Raw genomic sequence first — 25,690 nt, 5'->3', positions numbered from 1 at the left:
AAAAGGATTTAAATTTTAAATAATAAAACAATGGGATAAACAAATTTAAATCATGTACGTCAATTAATGATCAACTAACTATAAGGGCTCTAAAACATGACAAATCAAAACAACGAAAAACTTTCTTTATTAGATGATGTGGCTTTAAAAGCTCAAATGCTCATGGCAAACCTAAAAGAGGGTGGTAATGATGGCTATGACCATTCTGTTACCAGTGCCGGTGAAAAGGGCTTAAAATCAGGCAAAGTGTCTGAACTCACCGCCATCGCCCCCATAACCAAAGATGGAGCAGCTCGTATCAAGCGAATTTTGGAAATTACCAAAGGCAATCTTGCAGGGGTGGCCAATGTAGGCACCTTGCATGATTCGCGGTTTGTGTTTTTAGACAATGACACCAAGCTCCTGTTTTGTACCGCCTATGATGGCGATTGGGATGCTTACATTAACGACTTTGCTACCAAAATTCCAGAACTCATGGACTTAATTTTTGGCAATGTAGAGGGTTGGCCTGGGATTAAAAGCCCGACGGTTAAGCAATTCATCCTTGACCATCAGATTACCGCTTCCGGTTGGTATGTGGGTGTACCTCATTTGACAGTTCGTGATATTGCGCGTAATGACAAAATCGTGCGTGGCATCAATAAAGCCATTGAACAAGCCCAATAAGCTGACTTAGAACTTGTATTCACCATATCACGTTTGTCAGCGTACTCTTAGCGTACTCTGAACGGGCAAGCTTTAGGTTAAAATTTCGATACAAAAGCCATTTGTTGTGTGATTTTTACCATAAACGATATTTAGCGTGGTGTATGGTGAGCAGGTTCTTAGCATCAAATTTTTGAAATTCTCTGCTAGGAACGACCATGAATAACGACAACCCAGCGAATGAAAGCCTACTTGGCAAATTAAAAACCCATCTACAAGATGGTATCGAGCATGGCATAGAGGCCGTTAAAGACAAACTTGAACACAGCGATACACCCACTGAAAAAGGCAGTGTCAAAGAACGGGTACACGAAGCCAAACAAAAAATCAGCACGCAGCTGCACAGCGTCACCACACGGGCAACGAACGCTATCTATCCCAATATCGCCACGATGGAACTTGAGGATATTCAAGCCATCATTTTGCATGACCGCCCTGCACCTTACTATGGCACGCTTGTCGCGCTAAAAGTTAATGACAGCAGCGCGGGTCGTGAATTGCTAAAAGCGGTATTACCAAACGTCACAGGCTCAAAAAATTTCCAAAAAGATATGGATGCCAATTTGACCATTGTGATGACGTATGAGGGTCTAAAAGCTTTAGGCTTACCGCAAAGCTCGCTTGATTCTTTCCCAGAAAATTTCAAAACAGGTATGGCAGGTCGCTCCGATATCTTGGGTGACAAAGGCGATAATGACCCTAGTAACTGGCTTGCGCCATTTGGTGATAAAGGCGATATTCATATTTGCGGCGCGGTGATTGCCGATAGCCAAGAAAAATGGCAAGCCAAACTTACCGAACTTAAACAGGCGTTTGCCCCTTATCTAGATATCAGCCGTAACGCTATCGAAATCTTGGTAGAACATGATTTTGGCGCAGATGGTGACGTCAAAAACGTGTTTGGTTATCGCGATGGCATCAGTAACCCAGAAGTTGATGGCAGTGGTATCAGCCTTGAAAATAACACCGAACGCCCGATTGCGGCGGGTGAATTTGTGTTAGGTTATAAAGGTGAAGCGGGCGTGGTACCCCCTATGCCACAGCCTGAAGTATTGGGAAAAAACGGTTCGTTTATGGTACTGCGAAAATACCGCAGTAATGTGGCTGACTTTCACCGCTATTGCCTTGAACAAAGCGACAATGATCCAGCTAAAGCTGATAAATTGGGGGCAAAAATGTTCGGTCGCTGGCGTTCGGGTGCCCCTATCACCTTAAGCCCAGACCACGATGATGAAGCCCTCGGCAAAGACAACGTAGCAAACAATAAATTTGACTACACGGACGATCCGTATGGCAAAGGCTGCCCATTTGGTGCCCATGCTCGCCGTATGAACCCCCGTAATACCAAAGACTTTATTCTAAGCGATGTGCGTCTTCACCGCATTATCCGCCGTAGCGTTTCGTATGGCGATATCGTGCCGCCCAACGTGACCAAAGACGATGGTCAAGAGCGGGGTTTATTTTTTATCGGTATCAACGCGCATGCCATGGACACGCTTGAGTTTTTGCAAAGCCAATGGATTAATGACGGTAACTTTATGAACCTTGGGGAAGAACGTGACCCAATGCTAGGCGTACACGCAGGTAGTGACGCTGATAGCGATGTATTCACCGTACCCGATGAGCCAATTCGTAAGCGTCATACCAATATTTTGCAATTTAATACCCTACAAGGCGGTGAATATCTTTTTGTACCAAGCTTGTCGGCACTTAAATGGATTAGTGAGCTTAACGAAAATTCATATTAGAGTAAAACTAAATAAAAAAAGGTTAGGCATTTTTAATACACCTAACCTTATAAAATAATGAAAATAACAAAGGACAATCATCATGTTAAATAAATTATTCGGTCGTCGTTATGCCAAGTTTGACCCAACCATCGACCAGCTTACTAGCGCCGATGAAAAAGCCATCGACCAAATCACCGCAGATATTCGTGACTATATCGGCAAATCAGACACGGTTAGCAAAATCAATTATCACACCCGAGATGCCCATGCCAAAGGCTACTGTGCGTTAAAAGCCAACTTTGAGATTTTACCAAAACTGCCTAAAGAATACGCCCAAGGTATCTATGCCAAACCCGCTCGCCATGAAGCGGTGATTCGTTTTTCTAACGGCTCATCTCGTGTGGCTGCTGACAACAAATTGGGGCTTTCTCAAGGGTTGGCGATTAAAGTCTTAGGTGTCAAAGGCGAAAAATTACTGCCAGATGAGCCAGATAGCCCAAACTTTGACTACAATCTGATTAATTTTCCTATTTTCTTTTGTAATACTATCCAAGACTATAGTTATATTTCACGGCTATTTTTACAATTAAATGATTATTTTGCCAAAGGCGTGAAAGGTCAAGCCAAGTTTGCCTTTGACTGGATTACCCAATATGGCAAAAAACTGCCATCCAAAGAATCCCTCAAGACTTTTAGGGCTTTTAGTAAGTTTAAAACCATCAAACCGCAAAATACCTTGTTATATAGTTTTTATTCACAAGGGGCAGTGCGTCATGGCGACTATATGGCAAAAATCCGTGTCGCCCCGACCAAAGCGTCACAAGCCAAAATCAAACGCCGAGATCTCGATGTCAACGCTACTAACGAGGCGATTCGTCCTCTGATTTTACAAGAAATCCGTGAGCATGATTATGAGTTTGATGTGCAAATCCAGCTGTGCCGTAACTTAAAAGACCAACCCATCAATGATTTGACCAAAGAATGGGATGAAAAAGATGCGCCGTTTGTGACAGTGGCAAAACTCACCATCCCTTGCCAAGATGTACCGGATGACGGCAACTTTGACATTATGGAGCATTTGTCATTTACCCCGTTTCGCTGTATTGAAGCCAACCGTCCGATTGGTAATTTGCAACACGCGCGACTGCGTGCCTATCAAACCGCTTCCACTACTCGCCATAGCTTAAACAATAAAAAACGTGTCGAGCCAACCAATCTAAAAGAAGCGTTTAATAAAGATTTTTATAACCTTTAATTAAAAAAACCTAATTAAAAAAATAAGGATAACAGACATGAAAGCACAACAAAATATTTTAGTCACTATTTTTGATGTATCAACTGAAGCCTACAAAGCCTTTACCGAGCTAAAAGCCTACAAAAGCAACGCTGAAACCTTGATTGCGCAAGCGTTACTCATTAAAAAAGAAAACAGTGTGATCACAACAGTGGATAGCCTAGACCAAGGCGAACAAATCAGTGGTGGGGCAGTTATGGGTGGTCTGTTTGGTGCGTTGCTTGGCGTATTGGGCGGACCTGCAGGCCTGTTAATCGGCGGTTCACTGGGTATGGTACTCGGTAGTGATGTCGGTGCGGTAGCATCTTTTGGTCAATCATCGTTACTTGAATACGTTGCCCAAAATCTAAAAGACGGTGAAGTGGCGATTTTAACGTTGGTTCAAGAGCAAAACGAGCAACCACTCAACGACTTTTTCGCGCAGTATAACACCCATAGTCAACGCTTCGATGTGGCTCATGTACAAAGTGAAATAATCGCAGCCAAAGAAGCACATGACCAGTCGGTTAAACACTTGCAACAAGTATGGCGTGAACAACGCAAAGCTGACCATTCGTCAAAATTGGACGCATTTCGTGATGAAATGAACCAAAAATTTCATCAATTGGGTGAAAAACTCAATCTCCATAAATAAATCAAAAACCGTTAGTGTTTGAACATGCTAACGGTTTTTTTACCTTTCAATCTAATTAAAAATAGTCGACAGCAAATACGATAATATTAAAAATAATTTACCTGAATCATCAATTATAAAGTCGCGTATTTGCTCATTAGCGCTAGGAGCATAGTATGTCAGAATCGAATAAACTTTCTAACTTTAAAAACATAACAGTTGCAGGCAGTGGTGTTTTGGGCTATCAAATCGCCGTACAAGCGGCGTTTCATGGTTTTAAAGTCGTTGTGTATGATATCAATGACGAGGTGCTCAATAAAGCCAAAACCAAATTTGCCGATATCGCCAAACGCCATCAGGATGATTTGGGTGAAACAAGCGAACAAGCCAAACGTGCTGAGCAAAACTTGCGTTATAGCTCAGACTTAAGCACCGCCTTAAAAGACGCCGATTTGTTGATTGAAGCGGTGCCCGAAGATGTCGCCATCAAAAAAGATTTTTATCAAAAAGCCTCAGCAGTCGCACCCGAAAAAACCGTATTTGCCAGTAACTCATCTACCATGTTGCCCAGTGATTTGGTCAAATTTACCGACCGTCCTGCTAAGTTTTTAATGATGCACTTTGCCAATGAGATTTGGAAGCGCAATCTTGCCGAAATTATGTCGCATGCCGATACTGACCCTAATGTATTTGATGCGGTGACCGCGTTTGCCAAACAAATCGGCATGGTGCCTATTATCGTCAACAAAGAAACCTCTGGCTATGTACTAAATTCACTACTCAATCCTTGGTTAAATGCAGGGATGCAGCTGTATATCCAAGGCATTGCTGATATTCAAACCATCGACAAAACTTGGATGCTTGGCACAGGCTCGCCGATGGGACCATTTGCTTTTTATGATATGATAGGGCTGACTACCCCTTACAATATTTATAAGCTTGATGTGGCTAAGGGCAGACAACAAGACCAAGCGGTCGTTGATATGCTCAAAAAAGAGTATATCGAGCAACATAAACTGGGCGTGCCAACGGGCGAAGGGTTTTATCAATACCCCAATCCCGCCTTTAAAAATCCTGATTTTTTAAAACCACCTAAAGCGGATTTATCCAAAGTACCTTATAAAAATATTACCGTGGCAGGTAGTGGCGTATTGGGCAACCAAATTGCGGTGCAATGTGCGTTTCATGGGTTTAATGTGACTATTTATGACATTAACGATGACGCGATTGCTAAGGCGAAAACCCGCTTTACCGACCTTGCCAATCAGCATCAGCATGACCTAGGTGAAACCGATGCCCAAGTGGCAGCAGCTAGCAAAAATTTGGCTTACACCACTGACTTAAATGAGGCGTTAAAAGATGCAGACTTATTGATTGAAGCGGTGCCAGAAAGCTTAGACATCAAAAAAGATTTTTATCAAAAAGCCTCAGCCGCCGCTCCTACCAAAACCGTGTTTGCCAGTAACTCATCGACGCTATTGCCAAGCGTGTTATCGACCTTTACTAATCGCCCAGAAAAATTCTTGATGCTGCATTTTGCCAATCACATCCATATCCATAATACGGTGGAGTTGATGGCGGCAGCAAGCTGCGACCCACAAGTCTATGCTGACGTCATCGAATTTGCCAAAGCCATTGCCATGTTACCGATAGCGGTAAAAAAAGAACAATCGGGCTATGTGCTTGATAGCTTATTGATTCCGTTATTGGTAGCGGGGTTAAAACTCTGGGCAAACGGCGTTGCCGATGCCGCAACCATTGATAAAACGTGGGTGATAGCCACGGGTTCACCCTTTGGACCGATGGCGATTTTGGATAGAAATGGCATGAATACCAACTACAACATCATTAATGAAATGGCAAAAAAGGACCCTTCTTTGCAGCAGCCCGCTCAAAAACTCAAAGCAGAACTGGTCGATACCAACAAACTGGGTGAAGCCACGGGTGAGGGGTTCTATCACTATCCTAACCCAGCTTATTTAGCGAAAGATTTTTTAAGTCTACCTGACTAAACTGCGTTTGGCAGAGGAGAATAAAAGAGGGTTAATTTGCTAACTTGACGTATCTACTGTTGCCACTACCGACATGCCGGGTATCAATTCATTCAGACGACTTTGGTTGCCATCGATGTCGATGCGTACAGAAATGCGCTGTACCACTTTGGTAAAATTCCCAGTGGCATTGTCGGTTTTAATGACACTAAATTCTGACCCTGTTGCGGGGGAGATGCTTTTGACTACCCCCGTAAATTTTTGTTTGCCTAGGGCATCCACAGTAAACCACGCTTTTTGCCCGATTTTCATTTTATCAATTTGGGTTTCTTTAAAATTGGCAATGACCCACATCGATTTTGGGATGAGGTAAACCAACTGCGTACCTTGTGTCACCAGCTGACCGGTACGGATATTGATTTGCCCTAATTTACCTGAGGTCGGGGCGGTGATTAAGCCATACTCTTGGTTGGTATTGGCTTGATTTAGCTGTGCATTGGCGCTTTTAATCTGTGCCACCAAACCAATCTTTGCTACTTCCGCGGTCTTTTGACCTTCGCGGGCGACATCGACATTGGCCATTGCTTGGCTCATCAGTGCTTCATTGTTTTTAACTGCCGCTTTGGCAGTATCGACTTCATTTTGTGACACTGCGCCAACACCGACCAAGGATTCAAGTCGTTTCAGCTGTTGGATCGACAATTCTAGCTGGGTTTTAACTTGTGCTACTTTTGCCTGCGCGGCTTTGACATCGGCTTTGCGCTGCTCGATGATTTGTTGCTGGTTGGCTAAATTAGTAGTCGCTTGTTCCAGTCCTGATTCGGCTTGTACTACTTGCTGTGAGTAGTTAGCACTGCTGACTTTAACTAACGGCTGACCTTGTTTGACGTCCTCAAAATCGGTGACGTAGACTTTTTCGATATAACCATTAATTTGTGCCGACAATAGGGTGATATTGCCTTTAACATAACTGTTTTCGGTTTGTTGCAGTGGCGTATTAAACGGACCCAAATGCCATGCCCATAAAATCACCCCAACACCGAGCAAAAAAACCACCAACATGATAATTAAGGTAAGCGGTCTAGGGTTAATAATCTTTTCAGGCGCCTGTGTGGGTTTATTATCGCTGTCATCAGCTGGCGCATCATTCTGGTTTTTTGCTTCACTACTCATGAGTTGGATTTTCCGTAAGCATTTTATTTAGCATTAAATTTTATTGATCATTCAATTTATCATTAAACTGTTATCTAAAAAAAACAGTTATCTAAAAACAATTATCTAATTGGGTCGCCTTGTTAGACCCTCTAGCGTATCCAGTCTATGTTTGCTTAATTGCTACTTTTTGCCGATTTTCAATGTATTTTTTGCGGGCGATATTAATCATACCCCAAGCAAATAAAAACGTGGCAATGTAACTGTTCACAGTAATGATATCGCCATACGCTTTAATCTGCGCTTCTCGCGTGACAATTTGGTTGAGGGATTGTTGGGCTTGTTGCTGCGACAAATTGCTGTCGGTGATGACGGGTTTAAACCCTGCTTGGTATTGTTGAAGGCGCTGGGTTACCGTGGCATCTGTCGATTGCATTTGCTGTAAAATACTTTGTTTATGATACTGGGTGCGCTGCTGTTGCAGGGTGCTATAAAAAGCCGAGCCTACCAACCCACCAAAGTTTTGGGTCGCCCCAAACAATATGATAAAGGTGATGACATGATTGACGCTTTGTCGCAGCGTCAGCCCAAATCCCATCAATACCAATGGACCCATAAACAGTGAGCCTGCAAACGCGACTGCAAATTGACTGAGATAAAAATTTTGGGGTCGTACGTCACTGGTGAGCATATTGGCATCATACACACTGGCAATCGCTACGAGCAAAGTCGCCACCACCATTGGCGGAATCAAATGATCCCGTGAAAAGGTCAGTGCGCTGACTATCAAACCTGCCAACATACCAAAAAATATGACCGTATAAAAACCCACAAACTGGTCGGACGTTAGACCTTGGGATTTTAAAAAATTCACCACTGCGTAACTTTGCTCAGACATAATCAAACGCAGTAAAAAAGCACCGACCACAAAGCGCCATAACGCAAAACTCCCGAGCCAGCGGGTCATAATCAAAGGATTTTTGCGGTAATGCTCAAAGAAAAAGCCTGACATCAACAGCGCCAACGCGCCAATGAGCATATACGCCAATAAGGGTGAGTTTTTCCACCACAAAATCGACCCTTGTACTAGCACACCACACAGTAAACCAAAACCGGGCGCCAATAACAAAAAGGTGAGAATGTCTTTCTTTTCATACACTTCGATCCGTAAACTTCGTGGCAACTTGACGGCGACCACCATCGCAAAACAACACAGCGCCAAACCAAACTCAAAGGTGTAAAGCCGAGTCCAGTCGTTCACATTGACCAAATAAGGGGACATTATCCAAGCTAACGGAATCGCCAGCGCACTGACCCCAAAGCCAATATACAAACCTTGCAGGCGATACTGACTACTAAAGGCTTGCATCACATAATAAAGCCCGAGTGAGGATAACGGCGCCGCGACAAAGCCTCCCATCGCCCTGACCAGTAAAGCCATCGGGTAGTTTTGCACAAATATATGAATAAACATCACTAGCATAAACATCAGCAGCGATATTTCAGAAAACCAGCGTAACCCAAATTGTTGACGCGCTTTAAACAGTAGCAGGTTGGCGCTGACATTTGCCATCACATACACAGCAGGTATCCAAACCACTTGTGAGGGTGTCAGCGCATATTCGCCTTGGATTTGCGGTAAATTGGCGGTAATAATGCCATTGCCCAAGCCACCACAAATTGCAATAAAAACGCCGATGACAAAGTACACAATGCTTTTTGATCGAGAGTGAGCAATACTCGGCGGGGAACCGGGTAACGCGGGTTTTTCATCCTCGGTCCAATTGGGTGGCGTTTCTAAGATTCTAGGTGATTTCAAAGGGTAGCTCGATTTTGATACTGTTAAGACAAGAGAGGTTGGCTATAGTGTAATCAAAAATAGGCTTAGCGTCAGCGACAAAATAGTTCTATAAATGTGACATGATACATGTAAAATGGACTAGCGCTATGCTAGTCATCATTACCCAAGCCTTCATTATCCAACCAATCATTATTCCACAGGTCATTAAAACCCATCAGACAAGCTATGGTCAAATCCATCCAGTAAATATACCCAATCGATTAAGGGCGAACATCTTCAAACAAAAAAAATCAATTTTTTTGGCGCACAGGTGTTTTTTAGTTGCCAAAATGCGCTAGGCTATCCCTTCATTCATCACTGATTTATCACTGCTATGAACCCGCTTCACCAAACCGATTTGCCAACACTGGGGCGCAATACTGACATTGACCACCATGCTGATTTACAAGTGTTGCAGCGTATCAAACGATTTTTATTGCCCCGTGATTTTGAGGTGTCAAAGGATTTATTGCAACAGATGCAGCAGGGGTATGGTATCGCAGATCAGCCTGCCGATGCGCTGTTATCCAGCGGTATCAAATTTGCCAAACCCCTGCAGCAATTGATTTTGCATGAGCAAGGGATAGCGCAAACGGGTAATGTATCGGCAGCTAAAGCGTTATTGCAGCAGCCCGCGTTTGAAACGCTGTATCAGCAGTTTTGCCAATATCCGAGCTGGTATGATGCCAAGCTTGCCGAGATTGGCGCAATTGCCTATCGGCGCTATCCGTTGATGCTGATTTGGTTACTGCGTAATGTGGCGCTAATGGCAGGGTATAGTATCCCTGCGCTGTCATTGCCACTCATCAAAACAGGGGCGTTAGTACATGATGCATTGCCGAGGCTCATGCGAACCTATGCATATATTTTGGCAGTGTCTGAGTACCCAGCGATTAGCCGCAACCAGCAACCCCCATTGGCAATTGGCACAGAAGGCTGGCGACAAAGTCTGCAAGTGCGTCAGATACACGGTCTGGTACGACAACAATTATGCAGTCATGATTGGGACAGTGGCTACTGGGGGGTACCCATTAACCAAACCGATATGGTGGCAACCCACTTGCAGTTTTCGCTACTCATTATGCGCGGACTAAAATTACTGGGGGCAAGAATCAGCGCCGAAGAGTCACAAGGCATTATGCACTTATGGCAACTGGCGAGTTGGTGGATGGGGATTGAGCTGGCGCGCATTCCTGAAGATGAAACCGAGGCGTGGGCATGGCTTTATAGCTATTTGGCAACCCAGCAATTAGATTTTGAATTTGGTAAACCTCTCGCCAAAGCGCTGCATGATTTACCCTCGCAAATTATGGGTGAGGATAACAGACGTGGACAGCTGGTTGAGCGGGTCAATGCCAGTGTCACACGGACTTTAGTGGGTGATGATATTGGCGATGGCTTGGGACTGCCTAGCCCAAAATGGCGCTATGGCGTGCTTGTCAGTGTGCCGATTCTGTTTGGGCTTGATACCGCACGAGCGCACAATGCGGCTATTGCCAAAAGATTGGCGCAATTTCGCGCCAAACGCCAAGATAACATGAACTGGTGGCTCAAAAAGCACGACAACTATTATCAATGAGCTAGCACGTACCAATGAGCTAGCTCATATGATGTTACCAATTTACAAGAGTGACAGTAACGGTTATCTAGGCAAGATTATCAATACAAGCTTCTCTAAGCATTGCAATCACTAGGCTTTTAATATCACCTTCATCATGTTCCAAAAGGTCTTGCCATACGGTGGTTGAAGCAAATGCGCGAAGTTAAGGTGACTTTGTTTAAACACCGCTTTTGGATGAGAGAAGGTGTCAAAGCTATATTTGCCGTGGTAACGCCCCATCCCCGATGCCCCGACACCGCCAAACGGCAGATTTTGCTGGGCAATGTGAAAAATCGTTTCGTTAATACAGGCGCCGCCACTCACCGTATGGGCGAGCACGTAGTCGGTGTCGGTTTTGTCCTCGCCAAACACATACAGCGCCAGTGGGCGGTCACGCTCATTCACATACGCCACCGCTTGCGCCAAGTCTTGGTAAGACACCAGTGGCAATACAGGGGCAAAAATCTCCTCTGTCAGCAACTTAGCATCGCTTGGTAAATCGGTGACAATCATCGGTGGGAAAAATCCAGTGTCGATATTCACTTCATAATCGGTCAGTGGAATGAGGGTGGCACCGCGCTTTTTGGCTTCATCGAGATAACCTTGCACGCGGCTGGCTTGTTTGGGGTTGATGATAAAGCTGTAGTCAGGGTTGTCTGCAAGATTGGGGTAGTGGGCGTCAAGCCATGCGGTTGATTGTTCGATAAAGGCGTGTTTTTTATCCGCCTGTATTAACACATAATCAGGCGCAATACAGGTTTGCCCTGCGTTCATGGTTTTGCCTGTCCATACGCGGTTGACAGTTTTTGCCACATCAGCGCTTGGCGTCACCACGACAGGGGACTTGCCGCCCAGCTCAAGGGTGACAGGGGTCAAATTGTGTGCAGCGGCTTTCATGATATGTTTGCCCACTGCGGTAGAGCCAGTAAAAAATAAATGGTCAAACGGTAAGCGGCTAAAGGCTTGCGCGACTTCGATATCCCCTGTAATCAAGGTCACTTCGTCTGCGGCAAAATACTTGGGTAACGCATCAGCCAGCCACTGCTCAAAGTTCGGTGACGCTTCTGAGACTTTGAGCATCGCACGATTGCCTGCGACCAATGCGGCAGCTAGCGGTGCAATCACCAAATACAACGGATAGTTCCAAGGTGCAATAATGCCTACGAGTCCTAATGGCTGCGGCTGGATATAGCTACGAGCGGGCAAAAACCAAATCCCAGTTTTGACGGGCTGTTTGGCAGACCAAGCCTTGCCATGCTTTTGTGTATAACGAATTGCTTCAAGCGTTGGGAATAGTTCAAGCATGGTGGTTTCAGCCGCTGGGCGCTGTCCAAAGTCGGCATGAATAGCGGTGATAATCTCGCTTTGGTTGTCCATCACCAGCTGTTCTAATTTTTTTAGCCGTGCACTACGAATTGACCAATCAACATATTGGTCTTGGCGGCTAGCCGTTCGCATGATGTCAAACTGCTGCTGCATGGCATTGATAGTTGCATCCGAATTAGTTGCATCTGAATTGTATTGAGGTGTCATGTATTATCCCAATCATTTAGTTAAATTTTAACTCAACATAGCAGTTAAGCCGGTATCTTGCTAGCATCTTTTTGAACGAGCGTCACGTTTTGCCTGGTGGTATCAGCAGGGTACGGTGACTGAGTTGATTTGTGCGGAATATGGCTCATGGCATGCTCTGTCAACGCCGTTATGGTGAGACTTGGGTTGACGCCCAAGTTGGTCGAGATATTGCTGCCATCGCAGACATAAAACCCTTGATAATTAAACAATCGGTGGTACTTATCGACCACGCCATCTGCTGCAGAATTACCCAGCGAAATCCCGCCCATACAATGCGCGGTGGTTGGGATGTTCAAAAATACTTCCGACAACACGCCATAACCGACTCCCCCCATTTGGGTTGCCATCTGCTCGGCAAACGCGCTTGCTTCGGGGATAAAGGTGGGGATGGCAGGCCCATAGGTTTGCATCTGGTAGCGACTACCCAACCAAGCCCGCCACCACGGGCTTTTTTGATAGCGCATTTCAAGCTCATAGGGCGTGCTTTGCATACATAGCAAGATAAGGCTTTGTTTTGCCATATTATGCGGTCGAAATGCACGCCACGCTTGACGGGGCTTGACAATAAACTGCGCTATAAGACACCATAACCAAGCCAGTAGCGACATTTTTTTGCCGTTTTTATAATTGCTTAACGTCGCCAAAAAGGAGGCAATATTAAAACCTTCAGGATAACGCGTCGCCTCAATGTGTGTGCCATCGCCCAAATAAACCCCAGAGCCGATAGCCACGCCATCGCTCATGGCGCCATGTTGCTCATCCAAAAATCGTACGCCTAGCAAGGACTCAGCATTGGTATAGATACGCTTGCCCAGATAAGGGGAAATATGGGGCATATTGCCTTTATGGCGCTGCTCAAACAGCAGTTTTTGGCTACCAAGGCTGGAGGCTGACAGTACAATTTGTTGGGTGGTGATTTGATACTCCCCTTTATCCGCCGATTGCAGCGTCACCCGATAGCCTTGCGAACCGTTTTGATAGGCAGGGTCGCTTGGCGATTTGCTAGCATCAGCTATCGGTACTATATCCGTGACTTTGGTTTCAGCGAGCAGGGTAGCGCCATTTTTTTGGGCAAAATACAGGTAGTTTTTATCTAGGGTATTTTTGGCGCCATAACGGCAGCCCACCATACAGCCACCACAGCCTATACAAGGACTGCGCTTAGGACCTGCGCCGCCAAAATACGGGTCACCATTGACAGGGGGATGAGCATACTTGTCATGGTCACTAAAGTAGGCGCCCACATCGGTGAGATAAAAACTATCACCCACGCCACTCAGGTTTGCCATTTTTTGTAGCATCAAATCTGCGTTGCCGACTTTTTTGTTTTGGCTCACGCCTAGCATGCGTTTGGCGGTCTCATAATGCTGTGGCATCACCGCTTCCCAGTCGTGAAGCCCTGCCCAGCTACCTTGTTGCCAAATTTTGTCTTCTGGCTGTAATAAGGTGTTGGCATAAGTGATTGAGCCACCGCCCACCGCGTTACCATGCAGCACCATGACATGCTTAAATAGCTGAAGCGAAAAAAAACCTTTGTACTTGAGCGCAGGCAACCACAAAAACTGCTTGATATCGCGCACGGTTTTGGGCATGGTCTCGGGCGATATATGCTTGCCTTGCTCCGCGATAATCACGCGATAGCCTTTTTCGGTCAGTCGCATCGCCGAGACGCTACCGCCAAAGCCTGAGCCTATAACCAAAAAATCCGTATCAAATGATTGACCTTCCATATATCGCTTTCCTTATCGTCCTTAACTTAATTAAATAGTTATCTTTAATAGTTGTCCTTATAGCTGACCTGCCGCAGGCTACTTTGCAGTGGCTTTTTGGCTGCATCTGTCTTTGTATAACAGCGGTTTACCGCTAAACAGTTCAACCTGCTACCTAATTAGGGTATACTAATTTTTCAGCAGGCTGCTGCAACTGTGACATTTGGGTTCGTTTTGTTTTGATACAGTAAATAAAGGATTGAGTTAAAAGGATTAACGCGTGCCAAAGCCAACCTTCACACCGCTTCCATCGCCCACGGGTACGAGTATTGAGTCGAGCTTGAGTGATTTTGGACAGCAGGCGCATATCATGGGCAATGCCAATACCGTGGTCAGACGTTCGCTCGCCATAGCGCTGCTCAAATTCATGGAATCCACGCCATTTGCTGATATCAGCGTCACCGAGCTGACCCAAAAGGCGGGCGTGAGTCGCATGGGGTATTATCGCAATTACGATAGCAAACTTGCGTTACTCAAAGACTATTTGGCGCAGATTGAAGATGATTTTCCTTTTATCGATTTGACGGCGGCAAGCGAGGGCGAGTTTTATGCGTTTTTGCGACAAGTGTTTGACTATCTGAGCAAGTTTGAATTATCGACCAAGATTTTGCTCAATCAAGGCTTTGAAGGGCTGATTTTAGACACCCTCCTTAATAGCAAAATTTTTGTTGAATACCGCAAAAAGCAGGCATTGACTTGCCAAGCTACGACAGCGCCACATCAGGATAAAAGCGGGGAGTACAATCTGGTATTTGCCTCAGGGATGCTGTATCACACCTATATTCATTGGGTGCGGCAAGGGCAAACAGAAACGCCACAGCAACTAGCAAGCTGGCTCATGGCGGGTGGGTTTTATCGGTTATTTCACCCTACTGATGACTAAGCTGATTGGGTTTTATCAAACGCTATCACCATTCCCATACCCACCAGCATGGCGACAAAAAACACCATCCCCTGCCAGATGCCCATGCCCATGAGAACCACCACAGGGGCAGGGCAGATACCAGCGATGCCCCAACCGATACCAAATATCATCGACCCAATCGCCAAGCGCTTGTCAATACCGCGGCGAATCGGTGGAAACGGCGCACCCGATAGACTGGTCTTTTTTAAGCGACTTAAGTTAAAACCGATGGTCGCGACAATGAGCGCGCCAACCATCACAAACAGCAACGCAGGATTCCAATCGCCTGCTAGGTCAAGAAAGCTTTGCACGGTTTTTGGGTTGGCCATATCACTGACAATCAACCCCGTACCAAAAACCAACCCACAGATACCACTAATCAATAACACAATTTCTTTTCGCATGATATATGCCCCTAACGTCTCAATTAAATCAATGACAACAAATGACGACCGATAAACACCGTCACAAACCCTGCGGACATAAAGGTAATGGTGGCCAGCAGTGAGCGCGGTGAAAAACGTGCATTGCCACAGATACCATGACCACTGGTACACCCTGAGCCCATCCGCGTACCCACACCGACCAATAACCCTGCGATGACATACAGCCAAGGCGATGGGGTTACCTCGATGGTTGGTAAACCAAACAACCGACCAACCAGCCAAGGCGATACCAGCAAGCCCACAAAAAACGCCAATTGCCAAGCAAAATCAGGTGAGTTTGGCTGCCAGAGACTGGCGACAATGCCACTGATGCCAGCAATCTTGGCAATACTCCACCACAGCATAACCGCAGAAAGCCCAATCAACATACCACCCACCAATGGATGACTATAATCTGCAATAGAAAATAACACCATACGCCACCTAAGCATTTCACAATAATATATATTATATAATATTGTATAATATATAGCGCGTTTAAGGGTAAATTTTTTTAAAACGGGAGAATAATCAACGAAAAACCGACGGCCAACGCGCTTTTTGCAAAAAAACTATGTTAGATTAAAGCTAGATTAAAACAAATACAAAACCATGATGATAGGGCTTAACGGCTTAATTAATAAGGCAACCCATGTATAAACTCACCACCTACATACCGACCGATTACCTAGAGGCTGTAAAGCAAGCCTTGTTTGATGCAGGGGCAGGGCAGATTGGCAATTATCAGTATTGCTGTTGGCAGGTGTTGGGTACAGGACAGTTTATGCCATTGGCAGGCAATCAAGCCTTTATTGGTACCACCAATCAATTACAAACAATCGAAGAATGGCGAGTCGAGATGGTGGTTGCAGATGAGCGCATCAAAGCGGTGGTGCAAGCCTTAAAACAGGCACACCCGTATGAAACGCCCGCTTATGATGTGCTAAAGCTTGAAGATATTTAGTCATCCAGTTTATCATCCGTTGCCGTAAAACCACCGACTTTAGGCGGTGGATATAAGGCAACTCATACACTATAACGCTTGCATAAATTTTGCTAAAATAATTTGCATGAAAACACTCAAGCTACGCATACGAGACAAACATACTGATAAACTCAACCGCCTAAGCGGTTCGGTCAATTTCGTATGGAACTACGTCAATGACTTGAGTTACAAGCACCTACAAAAAACTGGCAAATTCCTTTCAGCCTACGACCTAAACGAATACACCAAAGGTAGCGGTGAATTACTGGGGTTACACTCGCAAACCATTCAAGCCATCAACGAAACCCACGCCAAAGCTAGAAAACAATTCAAAAAAGCTAAATTATCATGGCGAACCAACAACCCAAATTCAAAACGTAAATCATTAGGCTGGCTACCATTTAAACAATCCGCCATCAAACACATCGCCACACACCAAACAGGTAAAAAGGGCTTAAAATCCACCTTGCAACTAAGCCTAGCCAAAGGACAAAAGCTGGTCATCGACCTATGGGACAGCTACAACCTATCGCTATATCAAATTAACACACTAGAAATCGTCCAAGACAGCCGTAACCGTTGGTATGCCTGTATCACAGTTAAAGACTATCCCAAACAATCATGCGGTACAGGTAGTGTAGGTATTGACTTAGGGCTTAAAGACAGTGCCACCGCCTCAAACGGTGACAAGCTAACCATTAAGCAAACGCTAAAATATGCAAAACAATTAGCTATAGCCCAACGCTCAAACAACAAAAAACGTATCAAGGCTATCCATGCCAAAATCAAAAACACAAGGCAAGACCTGATACACAAATTCACCACCCAATTAGTCAAAGATAATGCGCTAATCGTGGTCGGTGATATTCAGAGTAATCAATTTAATAGTAAAAAAGGCAAACTCGCCAAATCGGTTTACGATGCAGGCTGGTTTGAACTGAAACGACAACTGACCTACAAATGCGAGAACGCAGGTTGCCGTTTTGAAATCGTGAATGAGAAATACACGACCCAGCGATGTTCGTGTTGCGGTGAAATCACCGCCAATAGTCCGAAAGGTAGAAAATCGCTTGGAATAAGAGAATGGATATGTGCTTCGTGTGGCACATGGCATGATAGAGATATCAATGCCAGTAAGAACATTCTTGCGGTCGGGCTTGACCGTCTTGTAGAAGGAATCCCCTTGCTTTAGCAAGGGGAGGAAGTCAAATGAAAAAGGCGAATATAACGAATTGGCAGTACCCAATATCTCGTTTAAAGCCCACAAATAATTGCCCAGCAAAATAATGGGTCAAAAACCGCAAAACAACAACACAATAACCCCAGTGCATGGCATTGGGGTTTTTTAGTTTTAAAGAGAGCAGCAAGTAGGTGGCTACCATTGCTGCCAAACCATTACTGCCAAAAGATAGGGACATATCAAAAAAGCCAAAATCACATTTTTTTATCAACGAGCCCCTATTTTTCGTCAGCCAAAGTCAAGCCAGCCAAATTCAAGCCAGCTAAATTCAAGATAGGCGGCAAGCGTATTCAATACCCCCGAATTTTGTTAAAATAGGCAAAAATTTATCTAGCTGAGCGTCCCATGAATTCAAATAACTCAAACAACTCGACAACCAACCAATTACTGTTTAGACAAGCCAAAGCCCATATCCCTGGCGGTGTAAATTCACCTGTGCGGGCATTTGCAGGGGTGGGGGGTACGCCTGTCTTTATCAGCCGCGCCCGTGGCAGCAAAATGTATGATACTGAAGGCAAACCCTACATAGATTATGTGGGCTCATGGGGACCGATGATTTTGGGTCATGCGCACCCCCATATTATCGAAGCGGTCAAAAATGCAGCAGATGACGGGTTAAGCTTTGGTGCCCCCACCACGTTTGAGACCACGGTGGCGGACAAAATCTGTGAATTGATTCCCAGTGTTGAATTAATCCGTATGACCAGCTCAGGCACTGAAGCCACCATGTCCGCCATTCGGCTAGCACGTGGCTATACAGGGCGCGACAAAATTGTCAAATTTGAAGGCTGTTATCATGGTCATAGCGACAGTCTACTGGTCAAAGCGGGTTCGGGCATGCTAGATATCGGTGAACCCAGCTCAAAAGGCGTCCCTGCCGATTTTGCCAAACATACTATCACGATTCGTTACAACGACCCACAAGCCATTAAGGACTGCTTTGCGCAATTTGGCAATGACATCGCTTGTGTGATTGTCGAGCCTATCGCCGGCAACATGAACATGATTGTACCCACGCAACAATTTCACGATACTTTGCGTGCCGAGTGTACCGCGCATGGCGCTGTGCTAATTTTTGATGAAGTGATGACTGGGTTTAGGGTTGGCTTACAATCAGCGCAAGCCCATTTTGGCATTACCCCCGATTTGACCACGTTTGGTAAAATCATCGGTGCAGGTCTGCCAGTCGGGGCGTTTGGTGGTAAACGTGAGATTATGGAATGTATCGCACCGTTAGGCGGCGTGTATCAAGCAGGCACCTTATCGGGCAATCCACTGGCAATGCGTGCCGGTATTGCCATGTTTGATTTGCTCACGGCTGAGGGTTTTTATGACGCATTAAGCGAAAAAGTCGTTTACTTGACGGATAATCTTGAACAGTTGGCGAAGGAGGCGGGTATTGGCTTTAAAACCACGCGCTGTGGCGGTATGTTTGGGCTGTTCTTTACCGATGGCGCTTTTGACAACCAGCTACCACAAAACTTTGAAGAGGTGTGCCAATGCGATGCGCAAAAATTTGCGACCTTCTTCCACGGTATGCTCGATCGCGGTGTGTATCTTGCGCCATCCGCCTTTGAGGCAGCCTTTATGAGTAGTGAGCATTCGCAAGAAGACTTGGATGCGACCTTGCAAGCGGCAAAAGAAGTCTTTGCGATAATGGCGAAAGCATAACGGTTGCACATAAAAAATTTGCCAAAGGATTTTTAATTGCGTTTGGACGGTTGCCTTTGGCAAGGTTTGCCAAAGGTCAAAGCGCAAATAGTGATTTAAAGACTATCAATTTTCAATTAAATAGATTTTAGAGAATAAAAACCACCCATGCGACAACTCCCCCAAGCGTTAACCCCAGAATCCATTGCACAGCGTAATCTTGAAGAAAGTCAGCAGCCGCAGTCATTCTTTGACGACTTTGCCAAATCTGTTACCCTCTATCGTGATGACGACATTTGGGTCATCGACAAACCGCATGGGCTGTTATCAGTCGATGGTAAAGAACTCAAAGTAAGCTTGCAATCGCGCCTGCTCAAAGCCGACCCCAACGTCAAACTTATTCACAGACTTGATATGGATACCTCAGGCATTATTATTTTTGCGCGTCATAGCGAGGCGCAAACCCATATCAGCAAACAATTTATCGAGCGTATTCCGAGCAAAGAATACCAAGCGCTGGTCTGGGGAACGCCGCCGCAGCAAGGCGAAATCGATGTACCCGTGCGCTACGACCCACCACAAAAACCCAAGCATATCGTCGATATGAATTGGGATAAACGCGCCTATACGAAATATGAAACCTTGCACCACGAACTGCGTGAGGGTAAGGCGGTGAGCCGTGTCGCCTTGTACCCTGTCACAGGGCGCAGCCATCAACTACGCGTTCATATGCTGCATATCGGGCATGTGATGCTTGGCGACCCCATCTACGCGCAAGATGTATTGGATGGTCAAGCGTTTGATTTATCGCCTAGGCTTTGCTTACATGCACGCAAATTGCGTTTAAAGCATCCCAATACGGGTGTGTGGATGGAATGGGAAAGCCCCGTGCCGTTTTAACTGTGTGGGTTTTTAGCAATCTATCTTTTAAATTGATAGGGTTTAAAGTGCTGTTTTCATCCTACTGTTAGCAGCAAACAAGGGGCATAATCACCATGCCCCTTGTTTAATTACCCATGTTGGTGTAACCAATCCAGGGTTTGCTGCCAAAGTAGCTGGTTTTGCCGGCTAAAAAATTTCATGTGCCCGATATGCTGTAAGCCATAATCTTTGGGTTTTAGCGTTCGGGTGGTGGCTTGCATGTTGGGAAACACCCGAATCATATCGGCGACATTCTTATCATTGGCGATATCATCATCGGGCGCATTCACCCACATAGCAGGCAAGTTAACCTCATTGTAATAGTGGGTTTTCACTGTTTTACCAAAAGCGGTTTTGATATAGCCTGCGCCATTGCACCAATCTCGACACTGTTTGGCGACATTTTTGGGCAAATCTTCGCCCATGCCAATTTTGCTTGATTGGGTATAGCCAAACAACACATTGGACACGGGAATAAATACATCCATAAACCACATGGCTTTGGCACGATACGGCATCGCCATATTGCGGATTTGCCCAGACGAACAGGCAACGTTAAACACGGATGTGAACTTGTGATGATTGGGCATCAAACCAAATAATAGACCGCCCGCGCTATGACCGACCAGATGATAGGTGGTATTGGGAAACTCTTGAATCAGCCTATCAAGCACCGCAGTCATATCGTAGCGCCCCCAACTAATCAGTGACGCATTAGAGTGCTTGAGGTCGCCTTGCATCGACTCGCCAATATCTTCATTGTCATAGCTGATGACGCCATAGCCATGCTCCATCAAATACTGCGCAAAATTTTGATAAAACTGCCGTTTGATGCCTGTTGCCGGCGCAATCATCACGGCTGCTTTGACCGTATCGGGTCGAAACACCGTCGCCGCCAGTGTGGCAGGGTGTTTGGTGGCTATTTGAATGGTTTGCTGCGTAGGGTGTGAGGCTAAGGCTGACGGTGTTTTTAGCGTTAGATTTGACATGACGGTTATCTTCCTTGGTAATCAACTTTTTATACAAGCTTATACGAGCGCTTTTTATACGAGCAGTAAGCCAAATTTTGACAAATGATGAGCAGACTCGTTTAAAAGCGACTATAGCAAACAATTTATCGGTGCAAAAAAATTATCATGAACATAACAGTCATAAAAAAAGCAATCAGCGGTGACCAATTGCTTGCTTGAACCGTTGACGAAAAAACTAAGGGGTTTTCACAACAACTTTTTGGTTGGTGTCGATTAAAATCTCAGAAGGTCCATCAACGGTGATGCGCACTTGGTTATTATTGGGGCGCTGGGAGCGAAAATATTGGTCTTCAGCAGGGGTACAGCCCAAGCAGCGATCGAGTGCCGCCAGTGGCTCAAGAATCAGCTTGCGTTCTACCTGATCGATTTCATCGTTATAGATGGTAAATGGCATACTGGCAATCGCTGTCACCACGCCGCCCACCACTGCCAATGCGCCCAATGGCTTACCCACAATGGTATCAGCGACCATGGAACCATAGGTTGGACCAAAATCTTTTTCATCAATTTCGGTAGCGGCAAAGCTGCAAGTCGTCGTTGCAACCATCAAGGCTACGGCTGACGCAATCGTATTTAATAGTTTCATAGCAGGTTCCTAACTGGCAGCAAGCCCCCATTAACGAGGTAACTAGCTAACTAACTAAATCAATGAATAAATAAATAATTAGGCAACTAGATAACTGGGGTTGACTGACAGGTTATAGCCAACAAGTTTTGCTAGGTTGTTGCTGAATAATTCAGGAACATTACATCAATTTTGCCAAGAATTATCAAGTAAAATTGTCTTTGCTGCAGGTTTTTTTACGTTAATGGAGAGCCTTTATTTTTTGAGCAGTTTTTTAAGCGTTTTTTTGAGTGGTTTTTTCACTGATTTTTTCACTGATTTTTTGTGGGTTATCAGCGGCTGGCAAGTGGGACAGAACGTGCTGGCACGCTGATTGATTTTGACGTTTTCGATGGTAGTGCCACAGCTCGGACAATCAGCGCCTTTATGCCCATACACCAATAACGTTTGCTGAAAATACCCCGTTTGTCCATCCGCTACGGTAAAATCTTTTAACGTTGAACCGCCTTTTTCAATCGATGTTTGTAGGACTTGTCGAATATGGGCGACCAAGGTGGTGAGCTGTTCATGGCTGATGAGATGAGCAGGGGTCAACGGATGAATTTTTGATAAAAATAGGCTTTCGGTTGCATAGATATTACCCACACCGACCACAATCTCTTGCGCCATAATCACTGATTTGATGGGGCGTTCAATCGGTTTTTTGCGATTATGGATATGGTGATATAGATAGTCAGCGCTAAAGTCTTCTGAGAGAGGCTCTACACCCAAATGGGTAATCAGCTTGTCTTCATAGTCCTCTAACCATAGCAACATGCCAAACCGCCGTGGGTCATGATAATGTAGCTGGGTGAGTTTTTTGCCATTATTAAACGTCAAAATCACGTGATCGTGTTTACGCTTGTCAAACCCCACAGGATGCTGCTGTAAGCTACCCGACATCCCCAAGTGGATGAGCAGTTTTTTTTGCCCCGCGGCACCTTTAAAGGTGAGAATCAGATATTTGGCTCGGCGCTCAATGTCGACAAGTTGATAATCTACCAAAATCACCAAGTCATCAGGCACCGCCCAGCGCAATTTGGGCTGAAAGACGCTAACTTTTTCAACGGTTTGATTGAGCAAAGTTTGCAGACTCGTCGCTGTCGTCTGCACTTCGGGCAATTCTGGCATATGCCGTGTGACTCCTATTTATTAAAGCATTAAGATTTGTTGTTATTGACGATACGACGCGCCAAGATAATACCATGTTGCTGCTCTAGTTTTGCCAAAAGCTTGGACAACTGACTTAGCCCCGTCACTTCTATGGTAAAATTCAACCGCGCGATATCATCATCCCCGCTTAGGGTATCGACTTGGCGGATATTGACATTTTCTTGGTCGATGATTTGGGTCAGGTCTTTGAGTAAGCCCCGCCTGTCATACGATTCAAGGTATATTTGTACCAATTGGCTTTTGCCTTTATTGCCATACCAAGCGGCACTAATGGCGCGTTCAGGCTCCCGCTCCACCAGTCGCTCGTATTCGACGCAATCACTGCGGTGGACGGATACGCCATTGGACTGGGTGATATAACCCGCAATTGGCTCACCTTGCACAGGTGAGCAGCAATTTGCCAAGTGAATAGCGATGTTATCCAAGCCATCGACTTCGATTTTATACGCATCTAGCTTGCCTGTGGCTTTGGGGTGAATACTGGGGATAAGCTCAGTATCAGTGACTTCGGGCTCTAAATCTAGATGACGACTGATATGACCGGTCAAATTATGCAATTCAACGTTGCCATTGACTAGTCCTACCAAAATATCATCACTGTTTTTGGCATTAAAAAATTTGACGTAATCATTTAAATCGATACTGTTAGGGTGTACCGACATGCGCGCCAATTCTTTGGTTAATATGTGCTTACCTGTTTCGATATTTTTATCACGGTCTTGCTTATTAAACCATTGGCGCAATTTGCTACGAGCGCGACTGGTATTGATATAACCTAAGGATGCCACTAGCCAATCACGGTTTGGCTCGCGTGATTGCTTGGTAATAATTTCAACTTGTTCGCCTGTTTTGAGCTGATAGGTGAGCGGCACATAGCGTTTGTTGACGCGAGCGGCTTGGGCGCGATTGCCGACATGGGTATGCACATGATAGGCAAAATCAAGCACAGTTGAGCCTTTGGGCAATTCGATGATATCGCCATCACGACTAAACACATAAATCCGCTCAAATTCACCAAAATCAACGACTTGTTCTTCTTCATCGAGCTCGCCATGCTCATGCTCAACATGTTTATCTAGTACAAATTTTAACGGGTCATGATTGTCAGCATTTTCTTGATTGAGCAATAACTGACGCAGTGAGCTGATTTTTTTGGTCAGATAGTCGTCTTTTTTGTTTTTGGTACCTTCTTTGTAGTTGACGTGTGCACACATGCCAAGTTCAGCTTCATAGTGCATGTCAAAGGTACGAATTTGTACTTCAAGCGATTTGTTCTCAGCAATCACCGCGGTATGTAGCGAGCGATAGCCATTGGTTTTTGGGTTGGTGATATAGTCATCAAACTGTTCGGGAATATAGCGCCACAAACCATGCACCAGCCCCAATACGTGATAACAATCGGCATTGTTATGCACCAGTACCCGCAGTGCGCGGATGTCATATAACTGGTCAAACGACAGTGATTTGAGTTTCATCTTACGATAAATCGAGTAGATGTGTTTGACACGACCGGTGATTTCCCCGTCAATCCCTTGGGCAGCTAACGCCTCACGCAGTTGTTGGGCAACCCGGTCGATATAGGTTTCGCGCTCGCTACGTTTTTCAGAGAGTAATTTGGCGATTTCTTTGTAGCGGTCAGGCGCAAGATAACGAAACGATAAGTCCTCAAGCTCCCATTTAAGCTGTGCAATACCCATACGATGCGCTAGCGGCGCGTAGATTGTCATGACCTCACGCGCGACCCGTTGCTGACGCTCAGGACTAGCATACGACAGCTCTCGCATCGCAAAAGTACGCTCAGCCAATTTGATTAGCACCACGCGCACATCGTTGGTCATCGAGATGAGCATGTTATAAATGCCTGATAACTGCTCGCGCTGGTTGTTATTAAAGTGGTCTTCTAAGCGCTTGTTGTTTTCTATCAAATCAGACAGTCGCCCCAGCGCTAGGGTTTCTTGCACCAGCTCTGCGACTTCATCGCCAAAGGTGGCTTGGATTTGTTTGGGAGTAAAAATTTGGATACGCGCAGCACGGTATAACATCGCAGCAACGAGTGTGTCTTCATCTTGGTACAGATAACCCAAAATATCGGCAATCCCAATCCCAGTCAAAAACGCATTAGAGCGGTTGCTTTCGGTACTTAAATCTTGATTTTTGAGTAGTTGACAGGCTTTGGTCAGCTCAGGCAGCTCAGTGAGATGAGCGCGTTTTGCCATCGATGCCAGCCAAGCTTCGGTATCAATGGTATGCTCATCGATGATGTGGCTGGCAGGCTCAGAGACAATGGGCAAGTCAGTATGGGTGAAATGACGCTGGCTGGCAGTGATACTCGCAATCATCGTGGTACTATCATGATCAACGTCTTTTCCATCCAATAGCGGCAAACTTTCTCGTATTTTTACCATGTCAATTCTACACCTTACTTACCAGATTTCCTCAAAGAGCAAAAAAACTAACCTTGTTCGTTTAAAATTATCAACTCACTTTC

The 25,690-nt window shown here is 45.3% G+C and carries 21 protein-coding genes; 11 read left to right on the top strand and 10 right to left on the bottom strand.

The window, feature by feature from the left end; all coding sequences use genetic code 11:
* Positions 1–96: 96 nt before the first annotated feature.
* The 5 genes from RTS09_RS05945 to RTS09_RS05925 all read left to right on the top strand — a co-directional run bounded on the left by RTS09_RS05945 (position 97) and on the right by RTS09_RS05925 (position 6,354).
* Entirely contained in the window at positions 97–666 is a 570-nt protein-coding gene (locus RTS09_RS05945; RefSeq protein WP_002058194.1) for a hypothetical protein, read from the top strand.
* A gap of 197 nt (positions 667–863) precedes the next feature.
* Entirely contained in the window at positions 864–2,453 is a 1,590-nt protein-coding gene (locus RTS09_RS05940) for a Dyp-type peroxidase (protein ID WP_312535183.1), read from the top strand.
* A gap of 82 nt (positions 2,454–2,535) precedes the next feature.
* Positions 2,536–3,690 carry a catalase family protein gene (locus RTS09_RS05935; RefSeq protein ID WP_312535181.1) on the top strand — a complete coding sequence of 385 codons (1,155 nt, stop codon included), beginning with the start codon at positions 2,536–2,538 and terminating at the stop codon, positions 3,688–3,690.
* Between the two features lie 37 nt (positions 3,691–3,727).
* On the top strand, positions 3,728–4,363 hold the full coding sequence (locus tag RTS09_RS05930; RefSeq protein WP_050324630.1) for a DUF1269 domain-containing protein: 636 nt from the start codon (positions 3,728–3,730) through the stop codon (positions 4,361–4,363).
* 155 nt (positions 4,364–4,518) lie between these two features.
* The gene (locus RTS09_RS05925) at positions 4,519–6,354 is read left to right on the top strand and encodes a 3-hydroxyacyl-CoA dehydrogenase (protein WP_312535175.1); all 1,836 of its coding nucleotides are present in this window, start codon (positions 4,519–4,521) and stop codon (positions 6,352–6,354) included.
* A 39-nt stretch (positions 6,355–6,393) separates the two neighbouring features.
* Here RTS09_RS05925 and RTS09_RS05920 read toward each other — a convergent pair whose 3' ends face one another.
* Together RTS09_RS05920 and RTS09_RS05915 are read right to left on the bottom strand one after the other, a co-directional pair.
* Positions 6,394–7,506 (bottom strand): HlyD family secretion protein, encoded by a 1,113-nt coding sequence (locus RTS09_RS05920; RefSeq protein WP_312535172.1) that lies wholly within the window; start codon positions 7,504–7,506, stop codon positions 6,394–6,396.
* Between the two features lie 145 nt (positions 7,507–7,651).
* Positions 7,652–9,304: an MFS transporter gene (locus tag RTS09_RS05915; RefSeq protein ID WP_201665716.1), complete on the bottom strand. Its 1,653-nt coding sequence runs from the start codon at positions 9,302–9,304 to the stop codon at positions 7,652–7,654.
* Positions 9,305–9,659: 355 nt separating this feature from the next.
* Here RTS09_RS05915 and RTS09_RS05910 point away from each other — a divergent pair, with 355 nt between their 5' ends.
* Complete coding sequence (locus RTS09_RS05910) at positions 9,660–10,904, top strand: oxygenase MpaB family protein (protein WP_312535169.1); 1,245 nt, start codon at positions 9,660–9,662, stop codon at positions 10,902–10,904.
* A 111-nt stretch (positions 10,905–11,015) separates the two neighbouring features.
* On the opposite strand, the gene RTS09_RS05905 is transcribed toward RTS09_RS05910, so the two are convergent.
* Both RTS09_RS05905 and RTS09_RS05900 read right to left on the bottom strand, forming a co-directional pair.
* Complete coding sequence (locus RTS09_RS05905; protein WP_312535166.1) at positions 11,016–12,458, bottom strand: coniferyl aldehyde dehydrogenase; 1,443 nt, start codon at positions 12,456–12,458, stop codon at positions 11,016–11,018.
* A 44-nt stretch (positions 12,459–12,502) separates the two neighbouring features.
* Positions 12,503–14,230: a GMC oxidoreductase gene (locus tag RTS09_RS05900; protein WP_312535164.1), complete on the bottom strand. Its 1,728-nt coding sequence runs from the start codon at positions 14,228–14,230 to the stop codon at positions 12,503–12,505.
* 259 nt (positions 14,231–14,489) lie between these two features.
* Between RTS09_RS05900 and RTS09_RS05895 the strand changes: the two genes are divergently transcribed.
* The gene (locus tag RTS09_RS05895; RefSeq protein WP_312535161.1) at positions 14,490–15,152 is read left to right on the top strand and encodes a TetR/AcrR family transcriptional regulator; all 663 of its coding nucleotides are present in this window, start codon (positions 14,490–14,492) and stop codon (positions 15,150–15,152) included.
* Here RTS09_RS05895 and RTS09_RS05890 read toward each other — a convergent pair.
* Both RTS09_RS05890 and RTS09_RS05885 read right to left on the bottom strand, forming a co-directional pair.
* Positions 15,149–15,577: a DUF6691 family protein gene (locus RTS09_RS05890; protein ID WP_312535158.1), complete on the bottom strand. Its 429-nt coding sequence runs from the start codon at positions 15,575–15,577 to the stop codon at positions 15,149–15,151. The genes RTS09_RS05895 and RTS09_RS05890 overlap by 4 nt on opposite strands.
* A 23-nt stretch (positions 15,578–15,600) precedes the next feature.
* The gene (locus tag RTS09_RS05885) at positions 15,601–16,035 is read right to left on the bottom strand and encodes a YeeE/YedE family protein (RefSeq protein WP_138018520.1); all 435 of its coding nucleotides are present in this window, start codon (positions 16,033–16,035) and stop codon (positions 15,601–15,603) included.
* Positions 16,036–16,250: 215 nt separating this feature from the next.
* Here RTS09_RS05885 and RTS09_RS05880 point away from each other — a divergent pair, with 215 nt between their 5' ends.
* The 4 genes from RTS09_RS05880 to RTS09_RS05865 all read left to right on the top strand — a co-directional run bounded on the left by RTS09_RS05880 (position 16,251) and on the right by RTS09_RS05865 (position 20,373).
* Positions 16,251–16,562, top strand: coding sequence for a YqfO family protein (locus RTS09_RS05880; protein ID WP_138018521.1), 312 nt, complete (start codon positions 16,251–16,253; stop codon positions 16,560–16,562).
* Between the two features lie 106 nt (positions 16,563–16,668).
* Positions 16,669–17,775 (top strand): RNA-guided endonuclease InsQ/TnpB family protein, encoded by a 1,107-nt coding sequence (locus RTS09_RS05875; RefSeq protein ID WP_312535152.1) that lies wholly within the window; start codon positions 16,669–16,671, stop codon positions 17,773–17,775.
* Positions 17,776–18,168: 393 nt separating this feature from the next.
* Positions 18,169–19,494, top strand: coding sequence for a glutamate-1-semialdehyde 2,1-aminomutase (gene hemL / locus RTS09_RS05870; RefSeq protein ID WP_312535149.1), 1,326 nt, complete (start codon positions 18,169–18,171; stop codon positions 19,492–19,494).
* Positions 19,495–19,641: 147 nt separating this feature from the next.
* Positions 19,642–20,373: an RluA family pseudouridine synthase gene (locus RTS09_RS05865; protein ID WP_312535146.1), complete on the top strand. Its 732-nt coding sequence runs from the start codon at positions 19,642–19,644 to the stop codon at positions 20,371–20,373.
* A gap of 110 nt (positions 20,374–20,483) precedes the next feature.
* On the opposite strand, the gene RTS09_RS05860 is transcribed toward RTS09_RS05865, so the two are convergent.
* The 4 genes from RTS09_RS05860 to RTS09_RS05845 all read right to left on the bottom strand — a co-directional run bounded on the left by RTS09_RS05860 (position 20,484) and on the right by RTS09_RS05845 (position 25,607).
* Positions 20,484–21,383 (bottom strand): alpha/beta hydrolase family protein, encoded by a 900-nt coding sequence (locus tag RTS09_RS05860; protein WP_082168260.1) that lies wholly within the window; start codon positions 21,381–21,383, stop codon positions 20,484–20,486.
* Between the two features lie 217 nt (positions 21,384–21,600).
* Complete coding sequence (locus RTS09_RS05855) at positions 21,601–22,011, bottom strand: hypothetical protein (RefSeq protein WP_076775203.1); 411 nt, start codon at positions 22,009–22,011, stop codon at positions 21,601–21,603.
* A 234-nt stretch (positions 22,012–22,245) separates the two neighbouring features.
* Entirely contained in the window at positions 22,246–23,160 is a 915-nt protein-coding gene (gene mutM / locus RTS09_RS05850) for a bifunctional DNA-formamidopyrimidine glycosylase/DNA-(apurinic or apyrimidinic site) lyase (protein ID WP_312535141.1), read from the bottom strand.
* 29 nt (positions 23,161–23,189) lie between these two features.
* Positions 23,190–25,607 (bottom strand): RelA/SpoT family protein, encoded by a 2,418-nt coding sequence (locus RTS09_RS05845; RefSeq protein WP_203172281.1) that lies wholly within the window; start codon positions 25,605–25,607, stop codon positions 23,190–23,192.
* Positions 25,608–25,690: the final 83 nt, after the last annotated feature.

Source organism: Moraxella sp. CTOTU47618 (assembly GCF_032017425.1).
Taxonomy (GTDB): Bacteria; Pseudomonadota; Gammaproteobacteria; order Pseudomonadales; family Moraxellaceae; genus Faucicola; species Faucicola tetraodonis.
The sequence above is the reverse complement of the archived record's forward strand: the minus strand, read 5'-3'. Positions and strand labels throughout refer to the sequence as shown.